The sequence below is a fragment of the Phycisphaerales bacterium AB-hyl4 genome, assembly GCA_041821185.1.
In the GTDB taxonomy this organism is placed as follows: Bacteria; Planctomycetota; Phycisphaerae; order Phycisphaerales; family Phycisphaeraceae; genus Natronomicrosphaera; species Natronomicrosphaera hydrolytica.
Genome location: JBGUBD010000002.1, coordinates 88,965 through 108,935 on the forward strand (window position 1 = coordinate 88,965; position 19,971 = coordinate 108,935).

The window sequence follows — 19,971 nt, forward strand, 5'->3', positions numbered from 1 at the left end:
ACTGAGTGAATCAGCTTTTGGGTTGAAGCTCTTCGACCTTGGGCAGGTCTTTCAGCGTGGCGAGGCCGAACACTTCGAGAAACTGTTTGGTCGTGCCGTAGAGGATTGGCCGACCGATTTCGTCCGCGCGGCCGACGATCTTGATCAGGTGCCGGTCCATCAGGCTTCGCAGCACTTCGCCCGCCGCGACGCCGCGGATCGACTCGATCTCCGCGCGAAGGATCGGCTGCTTGTAGGCGATAATCGCCAGCGTTTCGATCGCGGCGGGGCTGAGCTTCGACTCGTTGCGCTTGCGGTGCAGGTTGGCGAGCACGTCGGCGAACTCCGGCAGGGTCATGATCTGCCAGCCGCCGGCGACCTGCTCGATACGAAAGCTGCGGCCGGTCTGTTCGTAGACCTCGTTGAGTTTTGCGATGGCGTCGTTGATCGCCTTGGCGGGGGCTTCGAGCGCTTCGCCGAGCTTGGCGGCGGTCATGGCCCGGTCCGCGGTGAGCAGCGCCGCCTCGACGCGCGACGGCAGTGCTTCGAGCTGCTCGTCGGTCAACGTCGGCTCGGGGGCGGGGGGCTTTGCCTTCGGCGCCGCCTCGGGCTCGGCCGGTGGCGCGGCGTCATTGGGTTGATCGACCTGTTGATCTGCGTGTTCAACCTCGCTCATAAGGGCATTGTAACACCGGACCGCGATGATGGCGTGGTGCGCTGCTTGTCACTGCCCTTGCTCCGAAGTTACTTAAAATTGCATATCGCCGACCGCAGAAAATCGAAAGCCACCATTGTGCCCATATACTCCATCCCGTACACTCGGGATAGTCGATACATATCGCATTGGTGGGAGGCTGGGCACACACGTTTGGCTGGCAATGCGGTGTTGCACGGGGACTCGTAACAGACATCATCGGAGGATGCTTTCGTGAACAACATGTTTTATCGTGCGCTCAGCGCGCCCCTTTTGGCCGGACTTCTCGCAACCTCGGCCAGCGCCTCGACGGTTTATAATGTGGACTTCACCGCCACCATTGATCGCAGCATCGGTTGGCCTGAAGACCACGAATATTCGATCTCGATCGGTGACCAGTTCCATGGCACGTTGCAGTATGACGCTTCGTATCTCGTCGGTGGTGAGGACTGGGAGCGGCTTGCACTCGGCCAGGGTTTCAACTCCCTGAGCTTTGACTTCTTCGGCACGACATACGATGAGACGGATCACTCGTACGCAGATTTTCCTCCAGATCTTTTTTTCTCCAGTGATGGGGAATTGATTGACATGGGTTACGGTGTGATCGTCGATTCGTCTATCCGTTTCGGGTTCGGTGAAGGTTTCGGGGTTTTCGGTGAAGGCAATGAATTCGCGATATTGGGCGATGTCGAGTTCTTCGTTCAGTCCAACGACATTCCAGAAGATCCGACCATCATCCCCTTGCCCGCAGCGGTGTGGGGCGGCATGGCGTTGTTTGGCATGCTTGGCGCTGGCGGCGCGATCCGCCGCCGATTCGCCGGGCAGACCGAGCCGGTGTGATCCCGCGACTCACACTTTTTGAAATTTAAAACGACGGCGGCTGATGTCATGTCAGCCGCCGTTTTCATGCACCCATCGGGCCGCGTCGCACAGTGGCCGCGAAGGGCGTAACATCTTGGCAATGACTACTCAGACCACCAAGACGCTTCACGTCGGCCCCGTGCCCGTGGGCCCGGATCAGCCGTTGACGATTATCGCTGGCCCCTGCGTTGCCGAGTCGCGCGACCTCTGCCTGACGATCGGCCACGCGCTGCGCGACCGCTGCCAGCAACTCGGGCTCGGCTACATCTTCAAAGCCAGCTTCGACAAGGCCAACCGCAGTTCCATCGCATCCGACCGTGGGCCGGGCATCGACGAAGGCCTACGACTGCTGGAAGATGTGAAGGACGAACTAGGCGTGCCCGTGACGACCGACGTGCACGAATCGCAACAGTGCCGATCCACCGCGACGGTGGTGGACTTGCTACAGATCCCCGCCTTTCTTTGCAGGCAGACCGACCTGCTTGTCGCCGCGGCGGAAACCGGCAGAGTGGTCAACGTCAAGAAAGGCCAATTCCTCAGCCCGCAGGAAATGGGCAACGTCGTCCGCAAGCTTACGGAAGCGAAAGCCAAGGGCATCATGCTCACCGAACGCGGCACGTTCTTCGGCTACAACCGCCTGGTCAACGACTTCGTCGGCCTTGGCGACATGATGGGCCTCGGCCAACCCGTCTGCTTTGATGTGACTCACTCCACACAGCAGCCCGGCGGGGCGGGGACGAGTTCGGGCGGTCGGCCGGAGTGTGCGCCGCTGCTGGCCCGCTGCGCCGTGGCAGCGGGGGTGCATGCCCTGTTCATTGAAACACACCCGGAACCGGCGAGTGCCAGGTCGGACGCGGCGACCATGCTGCCGCTCGACCGCACGCTCATGCTGCTGGAAGAGCTTAATCGGCTGCATCACGCGATGGGGTCGATCCGTATCGGCGGCTCGGCATGATGGGCTTGCTGGGGTAATGGAGGAGGGGGCGGTAACACGGCAACGCGGCTTCGATTCCGCAACCATTTAGCCGCGGGCCTTGGCCCGCGCGTTCGGGCCGTAGAGTCGAAGAGCGCGGTGCAAGCACCGCGGCTAAATGTTGCAAGTGCTAAGCCGTGTTGTTGAATTACGGTGGATCAGCCTTTAGTGCACGGCGGGTCAGCATGCCGGCCGCGGCCAGCATGCAGATGGCGATGGGATAAGTGACCAGCAGGCCTGTCGCGACGCTGCTGGCGCCGGGCTGATCGCTACGCCACACCGAGTAGTCGAGCAGGATCATCGTCGCCCAGACGCCCATGCCCGCCATGATCAGGCCCATCGCCGCCAGTAGCGCCGCCGCGATGAGCCGAGCCGCCCGGCTGCCGACTGGTCGACTCGGCTTGGGCCGTTGCGGCGCGGTAGCCGACGAGGCTTTGGGCGGGGCGTGTGGTAGCGATGCCTCGGCGCGAGGTTCAACTGCTGGCTTGCTGGGGGGGCGTTGCGGCGGGGCGTGTTCGCCGGTGGCCATTTGTCGAAGGGCGTCGGATAAACCGTCTGGCATGGGGGGCTCCAGAAGTGCCAGCGTACGAAGATGAACATGGTAGGACATTGCCCCCGGCCGAGCCAGAGCGGGCTGCGTGCGGCTGAACGGCGACGGTCTGGTGCTTTGACCGGTGTCATGGTGGCCTTTATGCTGCGGGTCTGCCGATCCTAAGCGGGTTGGAGGGCGTATGTGGGGGTGACGCTTCTGTCCGGCGAGCCGCTTGCCGTACAATAATCTGGATGGGGTCTGTGAAGCTGAAGCAAGCGAGATAAGGGCCGGGTTTCGTTCATGGAAGGTTCTCATAAGTCGCACCCACCACCGAGCAACTTTCGCCAGTTCTTTTTCCGAGGGCTGGCCATCCTGTTGCCGTCCGTGTTGACGATCTGGATTCTGCTGGCGGCGTACCAGTTCGTGCAGAACCGTATCGCTGCGCCGATCAATTCGGGGGTGCAGGAAGTCATCGTCCATGTGACGCCCTGGCCGGCGGTGTCGGAGACGCAGATCGAGGAGCACCGGGCGGACGTGCGTGCCGATCGCGACCTTCGGCAGGCGTACGACTCGGCGCGTAATCCGGAGGCCTGGCTACACCGTGATGCCCGGCGGGTTCAGCTTGACCGGTGGTGGCGCAGCTACGCGTTTCCGATGGACCTGATCGGGCTGATTATCGCAATCGTGCTGATTTACATGGCGGGCCTGCTGCTGGGCTCGTACATCGGTCGACGACTGTACGCGCGGGGCGAGGCGATGGTGAACCAGGTCCCGCTGGTGGGACGGGTGTACCCGGCGGTGAAGCAGGTGACCGACTTTTTCGTTGGCCAGGACCGCGAGAAGGTGACGTTCAACCGTGTTGTGGCTGTGGAGTATCCGCGTAAGGGGCTCTGGAGCGTGGGGTTGGTGACCGGGGACACGATGAGCGCGATCCAGGCCGTGGCGGGCGCGGACTGCATGACGGTGTTCATTCCCAGTTCGCCGACACCGTTTACCGGTTATGTCATCACCGTGCCCAAGAGTGATACGGTAGAATTGCCGATTACAGTAGAGGACGCGATGAAGTTCGCGGTGAGCGGCGGCGTCCTGATTCCACCGAACCAGATGATCGTGCGGTCGGAGGCCGGTCAGGTGGAAGGTGAAGCTTCGTCCAGTTTGCCTTCGCCGCAGCAGAAGGCCGGGCGTAAATCCGGCAAGGCTCAGGCTGCATCAGGCGACGGCGAGGCGCAGGATGCGGTTGTGGATAAGCCGCAGGGCCGTACGCCATAGGCTCGAATCGGTCGGGGGACGGAAGTTCATGAATCGGCTCACTGTGGCCGATTCGTAAAAGGGTGGCATGGGTTGATGATTGACCCCTAGCCTGCGGAGTAAAAATTATGGAAATTATTGTCAGCGGCAAGCACATTGAGATCACCGACCCGATTCGCGACTACGCTATCGAGAAGGCGGGCAAGATGCCGCGCTATTTCGACCGCGTGCAGGCGATCGACGTTGTGGCCGACAAGCGCGAAAACCACCAGTATGAGGTGGAAATGATCGTGCATGTGGAACATCACGAAGCGTTCGTTGCGAAGTCAAAGGGTGAAGATCTCTACGGCTGCATTGACGAGACGGCGGACAAGATGGAACGTCAACTGACCGACCACAAGGAAAAGATTCAGGATCGCAAACGTCAGCCCTCGCGCTGAGCGGTGCGGCGAAGTGATAAAACCGCTACATTGTTCAGGCTGTCGCGGGGTGGCGGTGAGGGGCGATGGCGTTGTAAGCGGCCCTGCCGGGGCAGCTGTGCTGGACGTAGCAACTTACGAAGTGAGGACTGAACGATCATGAAGTGGCACGATTTTCTCGTGACGGATGCGATCATCGCTGACCTGAAAGCCACCGACCGCGATGATGCGATCATCGAAATGATCGATGCGCTGATCGCCAACGGCGCTGCCCCCGCCGACCTGCGTGACGACTTGATTCAGCAGATCGTCGAACGCGAGAAGCACGGCTCGACGGGCTTCGGCAAGGGCGTCGCCGTGCCGCACGTGAAGCACGAGCGCATCGAGAAGATGGCTGCGGGTATCGGTGTCAGTCAAAAGGGCGTTGACTTCAACGCGCTGGACAAGGCGCCGGTGTACTCGATCGTCCTGCTGCTTTCACCCAAGGACAAGCCGGACGAACACCTTCAGGCGATGGAGAACATTTTCTCCAACCTGCAGAAGGACACGTTCCGCCGCTTCCTTCGCCAGTCGACGACGCGCGAGGAAATCGAAGATCTGATTCAGGAAGCCGACGCCCAGCAACTGACTGGCTGAGTGTTGGCGGATAGCCCTCCGCCTTCCCCCGCCTTGCGGAGCATTATTGACGTGCAGACTGCCGAGGCCAAAGTGACGATCCAGAACCGTCTTGGCCTGCATGCCAGGCCGGCGATGTCGTTCGTGGACATGGCCAGCGGCTTCGGCTCGGACATCCGCGTCCGCAAAGGCAAGCAGGAAGTCGATGGCAAGAGCATCATGCAGATGATGATGCTCGCCGCCACGCAGGGCACGCAACTGGACATCTCCGCTCAAGGCCCTGATGCAGAGCAGGCCATCCACGCTTTGTGTGAACTGGTCGACAGCAAGTTTGATGAAGAATGACTTTCTTTCAAGCGTGAGGGGAAGCGCGATGCCTTCGTCGCCCAAGTCACCGTGGCGACTTCGCCCTGCTATGGCAGGCAACCGTGGTCAGCTTCACAACCGCCCTCGGCAGTCTTGTGCTTTTACTGCTTGTCCTGCCACTGAGCACGATTGGCCCGACGTCGCGAACCGTTCGTGTACACATGCATTCCGGCCACGTGAATGAACCGGGTTACTGGGCGATCGAAATTCTCACCCATCTTTTCATCGGATCTCTACTCGTGGGCGTGGCAATGCTTTTCCTGGCATATTCGATGACCTCACGGCGGTAGTGATCGGCTTTCACCTCTGCGTTGGCGGCACGAACCCGTCAATGGTCAATTCGAATCCGCTGAGCGCCGTGGGCGTGAACGGGTGATTGGTAATCAGCCGCAGCTTGTGCAGGCCGAGATCGCGAAGGATCTGGCAGCCGATGCCGTACGCGCCTTTGTTCATCGGCGGCATCATGCCGGGCGTGGGGTGTGAATCACCAAGTTGCACGTGTTCCGCCGCGTCGTCGGCCTCGCGCTTCGTGCGGTAGGCGGTCTGTAGCCGTTTGAGCAGGCCTTTGCCCGCGCCCTCGTGGCGGAGATAGACGATCGCGCCTCGGCCGGCCTGCTGGATCATCCGCATCGACTGCCGCAGCGTTTGGCCAGAGGGTTGCGTCACATCTTCGAACACGTCGCCGAGCAGGTTCTGGCTGTGCATCCGCACAAGTGTTGGCTGGTCGCTGGTGATGAGGTTGCCCGCCGCGTCGAGCTGCCCCACATCGCCGCAGGTCAATGCGATGTGCGGCAGGGGGTCGACCAGCGACCGGTAGGCGATCAGATTGAAGTGGCCAAACGCTGAGTCGAACGGCAGCGTCTCGATACGCTCGACGAGTTGCTGGCGTTCCAGGCGATGGTGCACCACGTCGGCGACGGAGCACATTTTCAGGCTGTGCTTTTTGCACAGTGCTTCGAGTTCGGGCCGACGTGCCATCGTGCCGTCTTCGTTCATGACCTCGATGATGACCGCGCCGGCGCGCAGGCCCGCCAGCTTGCACAGATCGACCGAGCCTTCGGTCTGCCCGGCACGGACGAGGCAGCCGCCGTCGCGGGCGCGCAGCGGCTGCATATGTCCGGGCCGATCGAGGTCGACGGGCTTGGTGTTGGGGTCGATGAGGGTTTTGATGGTGATCGCGCGGTCGGCAGCGCTGACGCCGGTGGTCAGGCCGAAGCGGGCGGCGGCGTCGACGGTGATGGTGTAGGCCGTGCTGCGCTGGCTGGTGTTGATGCGGGCCTGCGGCTCGAGTTGGAGGTCATCGCAAATCTCGCCCTCAAGCGCGACACACATCATGCCCCGGCCCTCGCGAAGCATGAAATTGACCAGCTCCGGCGTCACGTGCTCTGCGGCGCAGACGAGATCGCCCTCGTTCTCGCGCTTCTCGTCGTCGACGAGCACGATCATGCGGCCGGCCTTGAGGTCGCTCAAAATATCTGCAATTGAATCCAATGTGAGCACTTCCGGTATCAAATGACGCCCGGCGGCGGAGGTATGCCTCTGGCGAGCGTCGCCTGTTTCGCTATCGGCAATCGTAAAGGGTCCCATCATATCGGCTTCTGCGTTGAGCCGTCGTGCTGGCCGGGTGATGAGGTGGTCGCGCCGTGCCCTCTTGCCGAGGCAACGCAGGCCATGGTAATCGGACCTGCCGCCCCATTGATCGGCCGACATTGGGGCGGGATTGTTGAAATGACCGATGGGGCATATCATGAGGATTGGACTTTCACGAAACTGCCCCGGTTTTTCCCTCGGGACGAGGTATGAATACACCGCCTTCCTCATCCAACGACGCGGCCAGCGTGCACCAACGGGTGAACGCCGTGCTGAACCGCATTCGCCCGGCGGTGCAGTCCGACGGCGGCGACCTGGAACTGGTCGAAGTCACGGACGAGGGGGTGGTCAAGATTCGGCTGCACGGGGCGTGCGTGGGCTGCCCCTCCAGCTCGATGACGTTGCAGATGGGTATCGAACGCAACGTCCGCGAGAAGGTGCCCGAAGTTGTCGCCGTCGAGCAAGTGCCTTAAGCCGGCTTGTCCGTTGGTCGATGCTATCGGGGGCGGGAACGGCGGTAGGGGACCATGCTCCATCAATCTTTGCTGCGTCAGGCCGGTGTTCGCCGGGCGCACGGATCAATGTGGGCCGGGTTGTGTACAGGGATGTTCCATCGCGTCAACCCGACGCGATCGCACGGCGACAGGAGGTTGAACCCGCATGCTCGCATTGACCCGACGCGTCGGTGAAGAAGTTGTCATCGGCGACCCGAAAAATCCAATCGGCGTGATCCGCGTGGTTGAAGTCCATGGCGACAAGGTTCGCCTCGGCTTTGACTTCCCGCATGACGTGGAAATCAACCGCCGCGAGCTCGCCGAGCAGAAGGCACGCAACCCCGAGGGCAAGCCCCGTGACGAAGGGGCGAGGAAGTAACAGTCTGCCGTATTGATGGTTGATTGGCGATCTGGCGTGCGGCCGACCGCACTTAAACTCACTCGCCAATCGAAGATCACCCCACCTCCGCCTGCTCGAAGTACCTTCCCCACAACACCGACAACCGTTCCACCTCGGCGGGGTCGAGTTTCGACTTGTCGGACCAGATCGCCAGCTTCAACGCATCATGGGCCGGGCTCGGCTGCTGCGAGAGCAGGGTGACGTCGCTGAGCGCTGCCTTCATGAGCGAGATGTTGGCCGTCGTCGCCCGCTTGAGGTTGCCCATGATCTCTTCGAGCAACGCCTGCACCGGCTGGTCGGAAGTGTGTGGCCGCCAGCAGTCATAGTCGGTCGGCATCGCGATCAACGCATACGCCAGTTCCGCTTCCCGCGCGAGCTTCGCTTCGGGCATGCAGGTCATGCCGATCAGGTCGCCGCCCATTTGCCGATGCATATGCGACTCGGCCTTGGTCGAAAAGGCAGGCCCTTCCATGCAGACGTACGTCCCGCCGTCGTGCACTTTCACATCACTGTCAAGCCGCTTCGCCGCGGCGAGCAGCCATTGTCGCATCACCGGACAGAACGGTTCGGAAAACTCCACGTGCACAGCCGCATGCTCGTAAAACGTCTTCGCGCGGCGATGCGTGCGGTCGATGACCTGGTCGGCAATGACAAGTTGGCCCGGCTGGATGTGTTCCTGCAACGAGCCGGTTGCGCCGCTGGCGAGCACGTGTGTGACGCCGAGGCTTTTCAACGCGTGGATGTTCGCGCGGTAGGGCACGTGGGTGGGGTTGAACACGTGGCCGGGCCCGTGGCGCTGAAGGATGGCGATCTCCACCCCATGCCATTGCGTGAGTGTGATGGGCGAGCTGGGCTTGCCGAACGGCGTGTCGAGTTCGCGTGTTTCGCCGGCTTCCGCGCCGAGCGCGTCGCCGAGGCCGGTGCCGCCGATGATGCCGATTCGCAGGGGGGTATCAGTCATGCCCGGCATGATAACCGCCGCACGCGCAGACGTCAGAGTGCTCCGGTTAACGTTCCGCGTCGATGCCCGGCGGGAGTTTGTCGGGCATGGTCAAATCATCGCTTTCCAGCGAGGCAACGGGGTACGTGCAATAGTCGACGGCGAAGTAGCCGCTGGGACGATGGTTCCCGCTTCGACCGACGCCGCCGAACGGCAGCTTGCCGCTGGCGCCGGTGGTGGGGCGGTTGAAGTTGATCAGGCCTGCGCGGACACGTTGGTAGAAATGGTCGTAACGATCGGTGTTGTTGGATAGCAGACCCGCGACGAGGCCGTAGGCCGTGCGATTGGCCTCGGCGATGCCGGCTTCGAAGTCGGGCACGCGGATCAATTGCAGCAGGGGGCCGAACAGTTCGTTGTCGTCTCGTTGCTTCATGGGCGTAACGTCGAGCAGGCCTGGCGAGAGCATGGCGTTTGAGTTGCCGTTGAGTCGGCGCATCTCGACGATCGGCTGAGCGCCGCCATCGATCAGCGCTACTTGCGCGTTGAGCAAGTGATCCGCCGTGGCTGATGAAATCACCGGCCCTGCGAAGGGTTCGGGGTCGTCGGTGTACGCGCCGATGCGCACGCGGCCGATCATGTCGGTCAACCGTTCAACGAAGCGATCGCCTGCCTCGTCGTTGACCACGATCAGCCGACGGGCGCAGGTGCATCGCTGTCCCGCCGTCGCGTAGGCCGACTGGATGGTCATGTATGCCGCTGCGTCCAGATCGTTGACTTCATGCACCAGCAGCGGGTTGTTGCCGCCCATCTCCAGCGCGAGGATTTTCTCCGGCTTGTCGACCATGGCATATCGCAGCGCCACACCCGTGCCCAGGCTGCCGGTGAACAGCAGGCCGTCGTGGCCGGTGTGCTCGGTCAGCGCGATGCCAGTCTCTCGGCCGCCTTGCACGAGGTTGACGACGCCTTCGGGCAGACCGGCATCGAGCCAGAGTTCAACCATGCGTTGTGCGGTGAGCGGGGTGTGCTCACTGGGCTTGAATACGACGGTATTACCTGCGAGCAGGGCGGGTACGAGGTGGCCGTTGGGCAGATGGCCGGGGAAGTTGAACGGGCCGAACACACCGAGCACGCCGTGTGGCTTGTGGCGTGTGACGCCCCGTGCCGTGCCGAGATCAACTTCGGCTTCACGAAGTCGATCATGATACGCTTCGATTGTCGTGGGCACTTTGGCGAGCATCGTGCCGACCTCGCCGGTTGCTTCCCAGCGTGGTTTGCCTACTTCCAGGCTGATTGCCTCAGCGATTGCCTCGCGATGCGTTTCGAGTTGTTTGCCAAAGTTTCGCAACAGCACGATGCGCTCATCCAGCGGCCGCGCGGCCCATGCGGGGGCGGCGCATCGAGCCGACGCGATGGCTGTGGCTACTTCAGCGTTGGTTGCCGCTCGGCCCTGCCACACGATCTCGCCCGTCGCGGGGTTCAATGATGCGAACGGCTGGCCTGAGCCGACTTGCCATTGGTTGTCTATCAAGTGGCTGTGCATGATCGCTCCGCGTCGCTTGTCGGCTAACGGGACGCTCGATTCTAGGCCGCCCCCGTCGGCTCGGGCGCGTGCAGCGGCAGGTGACGTACGCTGTCGCCCGGCTCGACTTCCAACGCCTCGGCGATTTCGCGTCGCAGCACCAGGCCTTGCCCATTGGTCGCGTATGCGGTGTGGCATGCGCGAAACGCCCGCCGTGTGTTGCTGATCAGGTGCATCGGACCTTCCACCGCGTCGTCCGTTATATCGCGCACCTGCGTCAGCTGACTGTCGCGCACCGTGCGGATCGCGTCACGCTCGCAGCGCAGGACGGGGCCGGCCTCGAAAATATCAACCATGCCACTGAACTGAAACCCTTCCAACTCAAGAATGCGCTTGGCCGGCCGCGTCTCGTCGTGCACTTGGCCGATCACCGCCTGCGCTTCGGGCGGAAGGAGGGGGATGTAGATCGGGTGTTTGGGCATCAGGTCGCCGATGAACTGTTTGTTCACAATGCTCAGGTAGTCGGCCTTGGGAAAATCGAGGTCGAAAAAGTGCTTTCCCACCGCGTCCCAGAACGCAGAGCCGCCCGCGCGATCGATTACGCCTCGCATCTCCGCGATCACCACCGGATCGAACAGGCTCGCATGGTCCGCCATGAAGAGAAACCGCACCAGCGACAGCGCTCGCCCGTTGCCGTGGCGACGGTGGTCAGGGTGCAGGAACAGGCTGCCGATCTCGCAAGGCCCATCATGGTCGAGCAGCAGGTGCAGTGTCGGAATTTCCTTGCGTACGCCGAGCGTTTGCGATTCGTGCACGCTTGTCTCAATGCGGTACGCATAGAACGGCTCGAAGCCGCCGACTTTCGACACCATGCCGCTCGTGCCGACGATTTTGTGAGTCGATAGGTCTTCCATCACGAACAGGTACGACTCGCCGCGCGGTGGATCGGATTCGAGCTTTTCAAATCCGCGAAGCGAATCGCGCACTCGCCGTTCGAGCATCGCCCGGTCGCGTGGCAGCGTGGTGAGGCCGAAGCCTGTGTGATGCGCCAGCGTCACCAGGTCGTCCACGTCTTCAAGTATGACCGGCCGAATCAGCAGCATGCACGTCGACTCCTGCTGATATTATCGGCGAATTCCAGGTGCAAAGTCGACATCCGCCAACGGTTATTGCCGCGATCCGTGTCGCCTGCGTGGTGATGCACGCTGATTGTCAGCGATCCAACCACGTTTCGCGAAGGGAAATGGTTGTGGCGGTGGGGTGCACATCGAAGTCCCAGACGTCACTGAGATATCCCGTAATCTGGTCATTCAGATACAAAAACAGCACCGGCGACTCGCTGGCGATCAGCCGCTGCACATCGCGATAGATGCTCGCGCGTTCGTCGCGATCGATCGTTCGTCGGCCACGCTCGAGCAGGTCGTCCAGCGTGCCGTTGGTGTAGCCCTGCTGGTTGTATTGACCGTCGGAATGGAAAATCGGATAGGTCCACTCGTCCGGATCGAACAGGCCCACCCAGCCGACCACGGTCATTTCGAAATCGCCATCACCGAGTCGGCTGAAGAAGGTGGCCCGCTCGATGCTGCGCACAGTGACGTTGATGTTCAGCGGCCGAAGCATGTTCGCGACCACTTCCGCAGCGCGAAGCTGTGACTGGTTTTCTGTGTTGACGATCATCTCCACGTCAAAGCCGTCGGCGTAATCGGTCTCGGACAGCAGTGCCCGCGCCTTCTCAAGGTCGGCCTGCTCGTACATGACCTCGTCGAGGTAAGCCCAGTGATCGGGCGGCAAATGGCCAGCGGTCAATGGCGTGGCGTAGCCGAAGCGGGCGGCGCGGTTGATGGCGTCGCGGTCGATCGCGTGCGCGATCGCCTGCCGTACGTGGGCGCTGGCCAGCGGGCCGCGCTCCGTGTTGATGCCCACATACTCCCAGAACGTGCCCGGCGTCGACTCGATCACCACATGTGCTTCGTCGATGATGCGCGCAAGCTGCTGCGTCGGCACGTCGAGCACCACATCAACCTCCCGGTTCGCCAGAGCGATCACCCGGCTGGGCTCTTCCGGAATCGGTCGATACACCACACGCGCCAGCCGCGGCAGACCGTCGACGTAGTAGTTCGGGTCCGCTTCGAGCACGAGCCGATCGTCCCGCCGCCACTCGACCAGACGGAACGGCCCCGAGCCCGCGTCGGCACGCGAGAGGTCGCCGTCGTTGGCTTCCACCACCTCCCGGTCGACAATCGCGTACGTCGGCAGTGCGAGGTAGTTCAGCAGCGCAGCATTCGGCTCTTCGAAATGCACTTCGAGCGTATACGTGTCCACCACGTCCATGGAAGCCAACCCCACCAGTGCCGTGCCGGTTTCCAAGTCGATCAGACGTTGGAGCGAATACGCCACGTCTTCCGCTGTGACGTTGCGCCCCGACACGCCGAAGTACGCATCTTCGCGCAGGCGGAACCGATACCTTCGGCCGTCGTCGAGCTGCTCATACTCGGCCAGCAGGTCCGGCTCAATCTCGGGATACTCACGCGACAGTCGCATCAGCGTGCTGTACATGTTCTCGGTCAGGCGACGCGAGCCGGCGTCCTGCGCCTGATGCGGATCAAGCGTCGAGCCGTCGGCCTGGATCGCAATGGTCAGCTCGCCGCCCGTTTGCGGATCGGCCGGCCGCTGGGCTTCACGTTGCGTATCGTCGAACTCGATTTCAACATGCTCAACGCCTCCGTCGCCGCAGGCGGACAGAAGCAAAGCGAACATCAGCAGCAGCAGGGGGGAATGATGTTTCATGATATCGCGTGGGGTGAGTCAACTTTCAATATTAGCCGCGAAGCACCGCGGAGCGCGTCCGCCTTGCGCACGCCCCGAGCAAATTCCCCAATAAAACCGCGATCGTCAGTCGTGCTGTCTCTCCGGCACAGGCGGGGCTTCGGTCGGCTGATCGGGGAAGCCTTTGAGCGGGCCGAGTTCCATGCGGTCGCGTTCGACGGCGGCCGGGCTTTGCATGTACAGGCTGATCAGGTCGGTCAGCGCATTGAGCGAGTCAAGATGCGTGCGTTCCCAGCCGTGCGAGGCATCGACGCCGAAGCAGATCAGGGCCGTGCGAATGTCGTTGCCCGCCTCCACCGCCGAGGCCGCGTCGCATCGATAAAACTTGAACACGTCGCGCCCGTGTGGAATGCCGTGCGACCGGCAAAGCCCCAGTAGCTTGCGCGTCAGGTGATAGTCGAACGGCCCGGAGCTGTCTTTCATCGCGATGGTGACGTTGTGCTCGGTCGAGCTCTGGTTCGGCGCGGGTGTGGCGTTGTCGATACTGACCATCTCCGCCACGTCGCGATGCAGCACCGCGGACGCACCCGAGCCCACCTCTTCGAAGATGGTGAACAGCAGGTGGCAGTCGATCGGCAGTTCGATGCCCGCTTCAAGAATCGCCTTGCTCGCGGTGAGCAGACAGGCGACGCCGGCCTTGTTGTCCAGGTGGCGAGAAACGATGAAGCCGTTGTCCGTCACCTCCGGCTGGGGGTCGATCGCGACGAAGTCACCCACGCCGATGCCAATTTCCGCAACGTCGACCGCGCGGCTGACGTGTTCGTCCAGGCGGATCTCCACGTTGTCCCATGCGACCGGCTGTGTGTCGATTTCCTTGTCATACACGTGGCCCGAGGCCTTGTTGGGCAAGATCGTGCCGCGATGGTTGCCTTCGTCGGTGAATATCGTGACACGAGCGCCTTCTGCGAAGCGGCTCGACCACGTGCCGATCGGCACCACGCTCACGCGGCCGTCGGGCTTGACGTGCTTGACCATCGCTCCCAGCGTGTCGAGGTGGGCGACCACCGCGCGGTTGGGTTTGCGCTTGCGGCCGGGCACGGTGGCGCGGATTGCGCCGCGTCGCGTGAGTTCGAAATCCACGCCGAGGCGTTGCAATTCCTCGCCGACGAAATGCACCACACTGTCGGTGTATCCCGACGGACTGGGGATCGCGAGCAGCTTCAGCAGCGTACTGATGAGGTAGCCGCGATCCACGGGCAGCTTGTTGAGCTCGGGGGCATGGCGGGGCGTTTGGGCAGCGGTGCGTGAATTCATAGGCATTCGTCGTTCTAAGGTCTGTCAATCAATGAGGCACGGTCTGGGGAAACAGGAAGTCGAGGAATTTTTCAGCCGTGGGCTGCGGCTCGTGATTGGCCAGCCCCGGCCGTTCGTTGGCTTCAATTAGATGATACGCGCTACCCGCCACGTCCGGAACCATCAGGTCCAGGCCCACGACGGGAATCTCCAACGCCTCGGCCGCCGCGAGCGATGCCCGCGCGAGGTCCGGGTGCAGTTGGTCGGTCACGTCATGGATCGTGCCCCCGGTGTGGAGGTTGGCTGTCTTGCGGACGCGGATCGACTCGCCCAACGGCAGCACGTCGTCCATCTCATGGCCGGCCAGCTTCACGCACCGCTTCGTCTCGTTGTCCAGCGGCACTTTGCTTTCGCCGCCCGTCGCCGCGGCTCGTCGGCGGTTGTATTTGTCAATCAGTTGCAAGATCGTGTGCTGACCCGTGCCGGTGATCACCGGCGGCTTGCGTACCGCCGCCGCGATCACCTCGTTGTCGATCACGATCACACGCAGGTCTTCGCCTTCGACGAACTGTTCGAGCAGCACGTCTTCACACACCGAGCGGGCCAGATCGACCGCCTTGTCGACCTCTTCAGGCGTGCTGATGTCGACGCTGATGCCCGCGCCCTGTTCACCTCGAGCCGGCTTGACCACCAGGCGCTCACATTGGTTGAGAAACGCGTGGTTTTGCTCACGCTCACCCGCCGGCTGATTGGCGGGCACTTTCAGGCCCGCCTTGCCGAGCAGCCGCTGCGTAACGCGCTTGTCATCACATCGGCTCATCGCGATCGCGGTCGTCAGGTCCGTCAGCGATTCCCGGCAGGTGACGGTTCGGCCGCCGAGGTGCATCCGAAAGTACGCAGCGTCCGCGTCGAGCACTTCCACGGTCACGCCGCGCCGCCGCGCTTCATCGATGATGATCGTCGCGTACGGGTTCAGTTCCTTCTCAGGCTTGGGCGGCGTAAACAGCGGCTCGTTGATCGGGTTCTTGTGCTTGACACAAAACACCGGCACGCGTTTGAACCCGAGTTTTTCGTAAAGGGCGATCGCTTGCGAATTGTTATGCATCACCGAAAGGTCGACGTACCCTCGGTCGCGTGTGAAAAAGTGTTCAACGAGGTGGCGTACCATCCACTCGCCGACGCCGGGCACCTGGCTTTGCGGGTCGACGGCGAGACACCACAGGCTCGCACCCTTTTCCGGATCGTTGAACGCTTCGACATGGTCGACGCCGGTGACCGTGCCGATGACTTGCCCGGTATCCTCCGACTCGGCGATGAGGTACGTCCGCAGCCGCGATGCGTTTTTATCCAGCATGAAGTCGGGATTGCAGGTGACCATATGCCAGGTCGCGTAAATGCGATTAACCGCTTCCGCGTCTTTGCGGGTGCGGATACGGCGGATGGTGAACCCGCGCGGCAGTCGACTGCTCGGCCGATAGTTGTGGGCGAGGATGCGGTAAGTATGTGACGGGTCCATAAACAGCCGATGCGGCGCCATGGACAGCACGACATGTGGATCGCGCAGGTAGAGCGCAACGTCACGCTTGCCCTTTGATTCGCCGCAGAGCTCGTCCACCAGGTGCTGGTTGGACTGGAATGTGTGGCCGAACAACAGTCGGCCCCACCCCATGTCGACCCAGGCGTCGGCCTTCATCTGCTTGACGTCCGGCGCGGTGGGCTTCTGCCAGTTGCGCAGCGAGGGTCCGCTGGCTTGGCCGAGGCGATGCGTGCCTTCTTGTGCGTGTCGGCGTGACATGTGGTTCAACCTTCGGCTGAAGGGGTAAGGGCTCCTGCACCCGTGCCCGCTTATGAAATTCCGTGCTTCTGCAACCAGTACTCCAGCAGCGTCACCTGCCACAGCTTCGAGCCGCGCAATCGTGTGATATGCGACTCAGGGTCAGCCAGCAGCGTGTCGACGTAGTCCGCATCAAAAATATTCCGATCGCGCGCCGCCGGCTGGTTCAGGATGTCCTTCACCCGATCCAGGTACGGGCCTCGCAGGTACTTTAGCGCGGGTACAGGGAAATAGCCCTTCGGCCGATCAATGACTTCCCACGGAATCACATCCCGGGCCGCTTCTTTGAGAATGTACTTGCCCCCATCTTTCACTTTCAGCTCCGCCGGGATCCGCGAGGCGAACTCGACGAGCTGATGATCCAGAAACGGCACGCGCGCCTCCAGGCCCCACGCCATCGTCATGTTGTCCACCCGCTTGACCGGGTCGTCCACGAGCATGATGGTCGTGTCGATGCGCAGCGCCTTGTCGATCGGCAGATCCGCGCCTTCCTGGGCGAAGTGCTTTTCGACGAACGCCCGGCTGTGGTCTTCGCCATACATGCTCGGGTGCACCGCTTCCTTGAACTCATTGTGGTCGCGGTCGAACAGGGCGTTCGCGTAAGCCTCGGCGGGGTTGTTGCCCTTGTACTTCATCATGGGCGGATACCAGTGATAGCCGCCGAAGATTTCGTCCGCGCCCTGGCCGGACTGCACGACCTTGACGTGCTTGGAGACACGTTCGCTGAGCAGGTAGAACCCGATCGCGTCATGGCTGACCATGGGTTCGCTCATCGCGGCGACGCAGCCGTCCATGTTGTCGAGCGTGCCCTTGGCGTCAACGACAATTTTGTGGTGTCGCGTTTCGAACCGCTTGGCGACCACGTCGGAGTACTTGAACTCGTCACCTTCTTCTTCGTCGACGCTTTCGAAGCCGATGGAGAAGGTTTCGATGTGCTCCTGGCCGTGCTTGTGCAGCAGGCCGACTACAAGCGAGGAGTCGAGTCCACCGGACAGCAGCACGCCCACGGGCACGTCGGCAATCATGCGACGGTCGACGGCTTCACCCAGTTCATGCAGCAGGCGACGCTTCCAGTCTTCCTTGGAGTATTTGCGTTCTTCAGCGTCGGGGTTGAAGTTGGGCGTCCAGTATCGCCGGGCCGTTCGGCTGCCGTCGGGCTCGACCATCATCGTCGTGGCGGGCGCGAGCTTGCGGACGCCCTTGAGGATCGTGTACGGCGCGGGCACGACGGCATGGAAAGTCATGTAGTGGTGCAGGGCAACCGGGTCGATGCTCGTGTCAACACCGCCCGGCGCGATCAGCGCGGGCAATGACGAGGCGAAGCGGAAGTTGGATGCGTTGCGCGTGTAGTAAAGCGGTTTGATGCCCAGGCGGTCACGGGCGAGGAACACTCGGCCGGAGTCGCGCTCGGCGACAGCGAAGGCGAACATGCCGTTAAACCGCTCGACGCAGTTTTCGCCCCATGCATGGTAGGCCTTAAGGATGACTTCCGTGTCAGAGCGCGAGAAAAACTGATAGCCCTTCTTTTCCAGTTGCTTTCGCAAGTCGGGGTAGTTGTAGATGCACCCGTTGAACACGAGGGCCAACCCGAGTTGACTGTCGATCATCGGCTGACTCGCGGCATCGGAGAGGTCGATGATTTTCAATCGCCGATGGCCGAGCGCAACGCCTTGTTGGAGGAACATGCCGCCGCTGTCGGGCCCGCGCCGGTGCATCCGGTCGGACATGTTGGCCACGAGCGTCGCGGAGGAAGCATTGCCGTTGGTAGAGAGTTCGCCGCAGATACCGCACACGTTGGTGTCAGTCCTTTCTGGTGAACGCCCGTGATTCGCCGCTGCAGTGGCGGGCCGGGCGCGAGAGTATTGATTGCAACGCTAACGCCGACCGCGGCGGGCGTTGACACTGCCAGCCGAGGCACGAGAGGGTTGCGAAAGTGAATACGGTGGGTTGGCCTTGCACGGATGTTGACCGTGTCGGGCGTGGCGGCAACCTGCGATTGCGCCTTGTCTGTCGCATCGGACCCACCTCGGCGTTTGCTTCCGCCGCCGACGCTGACGTCAGGCCGGGGCATTCCTGCACAAGGCGCTGACGTATCATCAAAAGCGAAAAATCACTCGAAACGAATCTCATTGTAGCGGCCAAGCCGAGCGCATCAAATTGTAAAGCTGGTTCAAAACATGGGTTCGCGCGATACCATACACGTCAAACCTGCAATAAACCCCATGAGGCTCATGGCTTTCAGTCGTGTGCCCGTGGTAGGAAAGCGCGGATCAATCGCATGTATTGCACGCTCAACAGCACACCCACCGCCGACGTTGGCCACACTTCGCAGGCCGACGTCGTCCTGCTTACGGCCGCCTGTCGCGGCGCTGCGCTGCTGCCAGCGAAGCATCGTATGCCGTTGACCAGCATCGGCTACTGCACGCGACTGCTGGATATCCTGTTCGCAAACGATCTCCAGAACCATTAGCATCGGTAGCTGCGATTGACATGCTCGCCTTTACCGTACGCAAACTCGCGATCTCACTGTTCACGCTCTTCGGCGTCGCCGTCGTGCTGTTCATACTTGTTCGCGTCGTGCCAGGCGACCCGGCGGATGCGATCCTCGGCCAGTTTCCCACCGACGCCGAACGTCAGCGAATCCTCGAACAGTATCGTCTCGACCAATCGCTCCCGGTCCAGTTCGGCGTCTGGCTTCGCGAAGCCGTGCAAGGCGATCTCGGCTATTCCTGGTACACCCGCGAGCCGGTCACGCGCAGCATCGCCGACGCCTTGCCGATCACGCTGCAACTGGCGCTGATGGCGCTGGCTTTCGCACTAATCGTCGGCATCCCGCTTGGCATCCTCGCCGCGATCCGGCGAGGCAAGCTGCTCGACTACCTCTGCTCGGGCTTCGGGGTGCTCGGCGTGTCCATCCCTAATTTCTGGCTCGGCGCGATGCTCATCCTCATCTTCGCCTTCTACCTGCGCATCATGCCCTCCGCCGGTGTGCCCCGCTTTACTGAAGACCCACTGGGCAACCTGCAAGCCATGATTTTGCCCACCCTCGCGCTGGGCACTGCCGTGGCCGCTGTCGTTATGCGGATGACCCGCTCGTCCATGCTCGAAGTGCTCAATCAGGATTATGTCCGCACCGCCAAAGCCAAGGGCCTCGCCCCCAACATCGTCGTGACCCGACACGCGCTGCGAAACGCGCTGATCCCCATCCTCACCATCACCGGCATCCAGACCGGCTACCTGCTCGGCGGCTCAGTGGTCATCGAGCAGGTCTTCGGCTTGCGCGGCGTCGGGTGGCTGGTGTTCAACGCCGCAACCAACCGCGACTATTTCCTGCTTCAGGCGGTCGTCCTGTTCATTGCCGCTGTGTTCATCACCATCAACCTCGTGGTCGATCTTGTCTACGGCCTCGTCGACCCACGCATGAGAAAAACCTGACCATACACGCCCC

The 19,971-nt window shown here is 62.0% G+C and carries 20 protein-coding genes; 10 read left to right on the plus strand and 10 right to left on the minus strand.

Annotated features, from left to right (window positions below):
• Positions 1–10 precede the first annotated feature (10 nt).
• A complete protein-coding gene (gene scpB / locus ACERK3_02860; protein ID MFA9477229.1) occupies positions 11–655 on the minus strand; it encodes an SMC-Scp complex subunit ScpB in 645 nt (214 codons plus the stop codon).
• Positions 656–907: 252 nt separating this feature from the next.
• Between scpB and ACERK3_02865 the strand changes: the two genes are divergently transcribed.
• The gene (locus tag ACERK3_02865; protein ID MFA9477230.1) at positions 908–1,513 is read left to right on the plus strand and encodes a hypothetical protein; all 606 of its coding nucleotides are present in this window, start codon (positions 908–910) and stop codon (positions 1,511–1,513) included.
• A gap of 121 nt (positions 1,514–1,634) precedes the next feature.
• Positions 1,635–2,489 (plus strand): 3-deoxy-8-phosphooctulonate synthase, encoded by an 855-nt coding sequence (gene kdsA, locus ACERK3_02870; protein ID MFA9477231.1) that lies wholly within the window; start codon positions 1,635–1,637, stop codon positions 2,487–2,489.
• 166 nt (positions 2,490–2,655) lie between these two features.
• Here the strand turns inward: kdsA and ACERK3_02875 are convergent, their stop codons facing one another.
• Positions 2,656–3,069: a hypothetical protein gene (locus tag ACERK3_02875; GenBank protein MFA9477232.1), complete on the minus strand. Its 414-nt coding sequence runs from the start codon at positions 3,067–3,069 to the stop codon at positions 2,656–2,658.
• 270 nt (positions 3,070–3,339) lie between these two features.
• Here ACERK3_02875 and ACERK3_02880 point away from each other — a divergent pair, with 270 nt between their 5' ends.
• From ACERK3_02880 to ACERK3_02895, 4 genes are all read left to right on the plus strand, one after another.
• Complete coding sequence (locus ACERK3_02880; protein MFA9477233.1) at positions 3,340–4,308, plus strand: DUF502 domain-containing protein; 969 nt, start codon at positions 3,340–3,342, stop codon at positions 4,306–4,308.
• A gap of 107 nt (positions 4,309–4,415) precedes the next feature.
• Positions 4,416–4,727, plus strand: a complete 312-nt coding sequence (gene hpf / locus ACERK3_02885; protein MFA9477234.1) for a ribosome hibernation-promoting factor, HPF/YfiA family — start codon at positions 4,416–4,418, stop codon at positions 4,725–4,727.
• A gap of 138 nt (positions 4,728–4,865) precedes the next feature.
• A complete protein-coding gene (locus ACERK3_02890) occupies positions 4,866–5,342 on the plus strand; it encodes a PTS sugar transporter subunit IIA (GenBank protein MFA9477235.1) in 477 nt (158 codons plus the stop codon).
• Positions 5,343–5,393: 51 nt separating this feature from the next.
• Complete coding sequence (locus ACERK3_02895; protein ID MFA9477236.1) at positions 5,394–5,666, plus strand: HPr family phosphocarrier protein; 273 nt, start codon at positions 5,394–5,396, stop codon at positions 5,664–5,666.
• 321 nt (positions 5,667–5,987) lie between these two features.
• Here the strand turns inward: ACERK3_02895 and ribB are convergent, their stop codons facing one another.
• Entirely contained in the window at positions 5,988–7,277 is a 1,290-nt protein-coding gene (gene ribB / locus ACERK3_02900) for a 3,4-dihydroxy-2-butanone-4-phosphate synthase (GenBank protein ID MFA9477237.1), read from the minus strand.
• Between the two features lie 209 nt (positions 7,278–7,486).
• On the opposite strand from ribB, the gene ACERK3_02905 reads away from it, so the two are divergent.
• Both ACERK3_02905 and ACERK3_02910 read left to right on the plus strand, forming a co-directional pair.
• The gene (locus tag ACERK3_02905) at positions 7,487–7,750 is read left to right on the plus strand and encodes a NifU family protein (protein MFA9477238.1); all 264 of its coding nucleotides are present in this window, start codon (positions 7,487–7,489) and stop codon (positions 7,748–7,750) included.
• A gap of 187 nt (positions 7,751–7,937) precedes the next feature.
• Entirely contained in the window at positions 7,938–8,150 is a 213-nt protein-coding gene (locus tag ACERK3_02910; protein ID MFA9477239.1) for a carbon storage regulator, read from the plus strand.
• A 76-nt stretch (positions 8,151–8,226) separates the two neighbouring features.
• Here ACERK3_02910 and mtnP read toward each other — a convergent pair whose 3' ends face one another.
• From mtnP to ACERK3_02945, 7 genes are all read right to left on the minus strand, one after another.
• The gene (mtnP, locus tag ACERK3_02915) at positions 8,227–9,132 is read right to left on the minus strand and encodes an S-methyl-5'-thioadenosine phosphorylase (GenBank protein MFA9477240.1); all 906 of its coding nucleotides are present in this window, start codon (positions 9,130–9,132) and stop codon (positions 8,227–8,229) included.
• A 46-nt stretch (positions 9,133–9,178) separates the two neighbouring features.
• On the minus strand, positions 9,179–10,651 hold the full coding sequence (gene astD / locus ACERK3_02920; GenBank protein ID MFA9477241.1) for a succinylglutamate-semialdehyde dehydrogenase: 1,473 nt from the start codon (positions 10,649–10,651) through the stop codon (positions 9,179–9,181).
• Positions 10,652–10,692: 41 nt separating this feature from the next.
• Positions 10,693–11,733 carry an arginine N-succinyltransferase gene (locus ACERK3_02925; GenBank protein MFA9477242.1) on the minus strand — a complete coding sequence of 347 codons (1,041 nt, stop codon included), beginning with the start codon at positions 11,731–11,733 and terminating at the stop codon, positions 10,693–10,695.
• A 109-nt stretch (positions 11,734–11,842) separates the two neighbouring features.
• Complete coding sequence (locus ACERK3_02930; GenBank protein ID MFA9477243.1) at positions 11,843–13,417, minus strand: ABC transporter substrate-binding protein; 1,575 nt, start codon at positions 13,415–13,417, stop codon at positions 11,843–11,845.
• A gap of 105 nt (positions 13,418–13,522) precedes the next feature.
• Positions 13,523–14,710 carry an osmoprotectant NAGGN system M42 family peptidase gene (locus tag ACERK3_02935; protein ID MFA9477244.1) on the minus strand — a complete coding sequence of 396 codons (1,188 nt, stop codon included), beginning with the start codon at positions 14,708–14,710 and terminating at the stop codon, positions 13,523–13,525.
• A 28-nt stretch (positions 14,711–14,738) separates the two neighbouring features.
• Complete coding sequence (gene ngg, locus ACERK3_02940; protein ID MFA9477245.1) at positions 14,739–16,484, minus strand: N-acetylglutaminylglutamine synthetase; 1,746 nt, start codon at positions 16,482–16,484, stop codon at positions 14,739–14,741.
• Positions 16,485–16,534: 50 nt separating this feature from the next.
• Positions 16,535–18,316, minus strand: a complete 1,782-nt coding sequence (locus tag ACERK3_02945) for an N-acetylglutaminylglutamine amidotransferase (protein MFA9477246.1) — start codon at positions 18,314–18,316, stop codon at positions 16,535–16,537.
• Between the two features lie 485 nt (positions 18,317–18,801).
• Here ACERK3_02945 and ACERK3_02950 point away from each other — a divergent pair, with 485 nt between their 5' ends.
• Together ACERK3_02950 and ACERK3_02955 are read left to right on the plus strand one after the other, a co-directional pair.
• Positions 18,802–18,993, plus strand: a complete 192-nt coding sequence (locus ACERK3_02950; protein MFA9477247.1) for a hypothetical protein — start codon at positions 18,802–18,804, stop codon at positions 18,991–18,993.
• 20 nt (positions 18,994–19,013) lie between these two features.
• Positions 19,014–19,958 carry an ABC transporter permease gene (locus ACERK3_02955; protein ID MFA9477248.1) on the plus strand — a complete coding sequence of 315 codons (945 nt, stop codon included), beginning with the start codon at positions 19,014–19,016 and terminating at the stop codon, positions 19,956–19,958.
• The last annotated feature ends 13 nt before the right edge of the window (positions 19,959–19,971 follow it).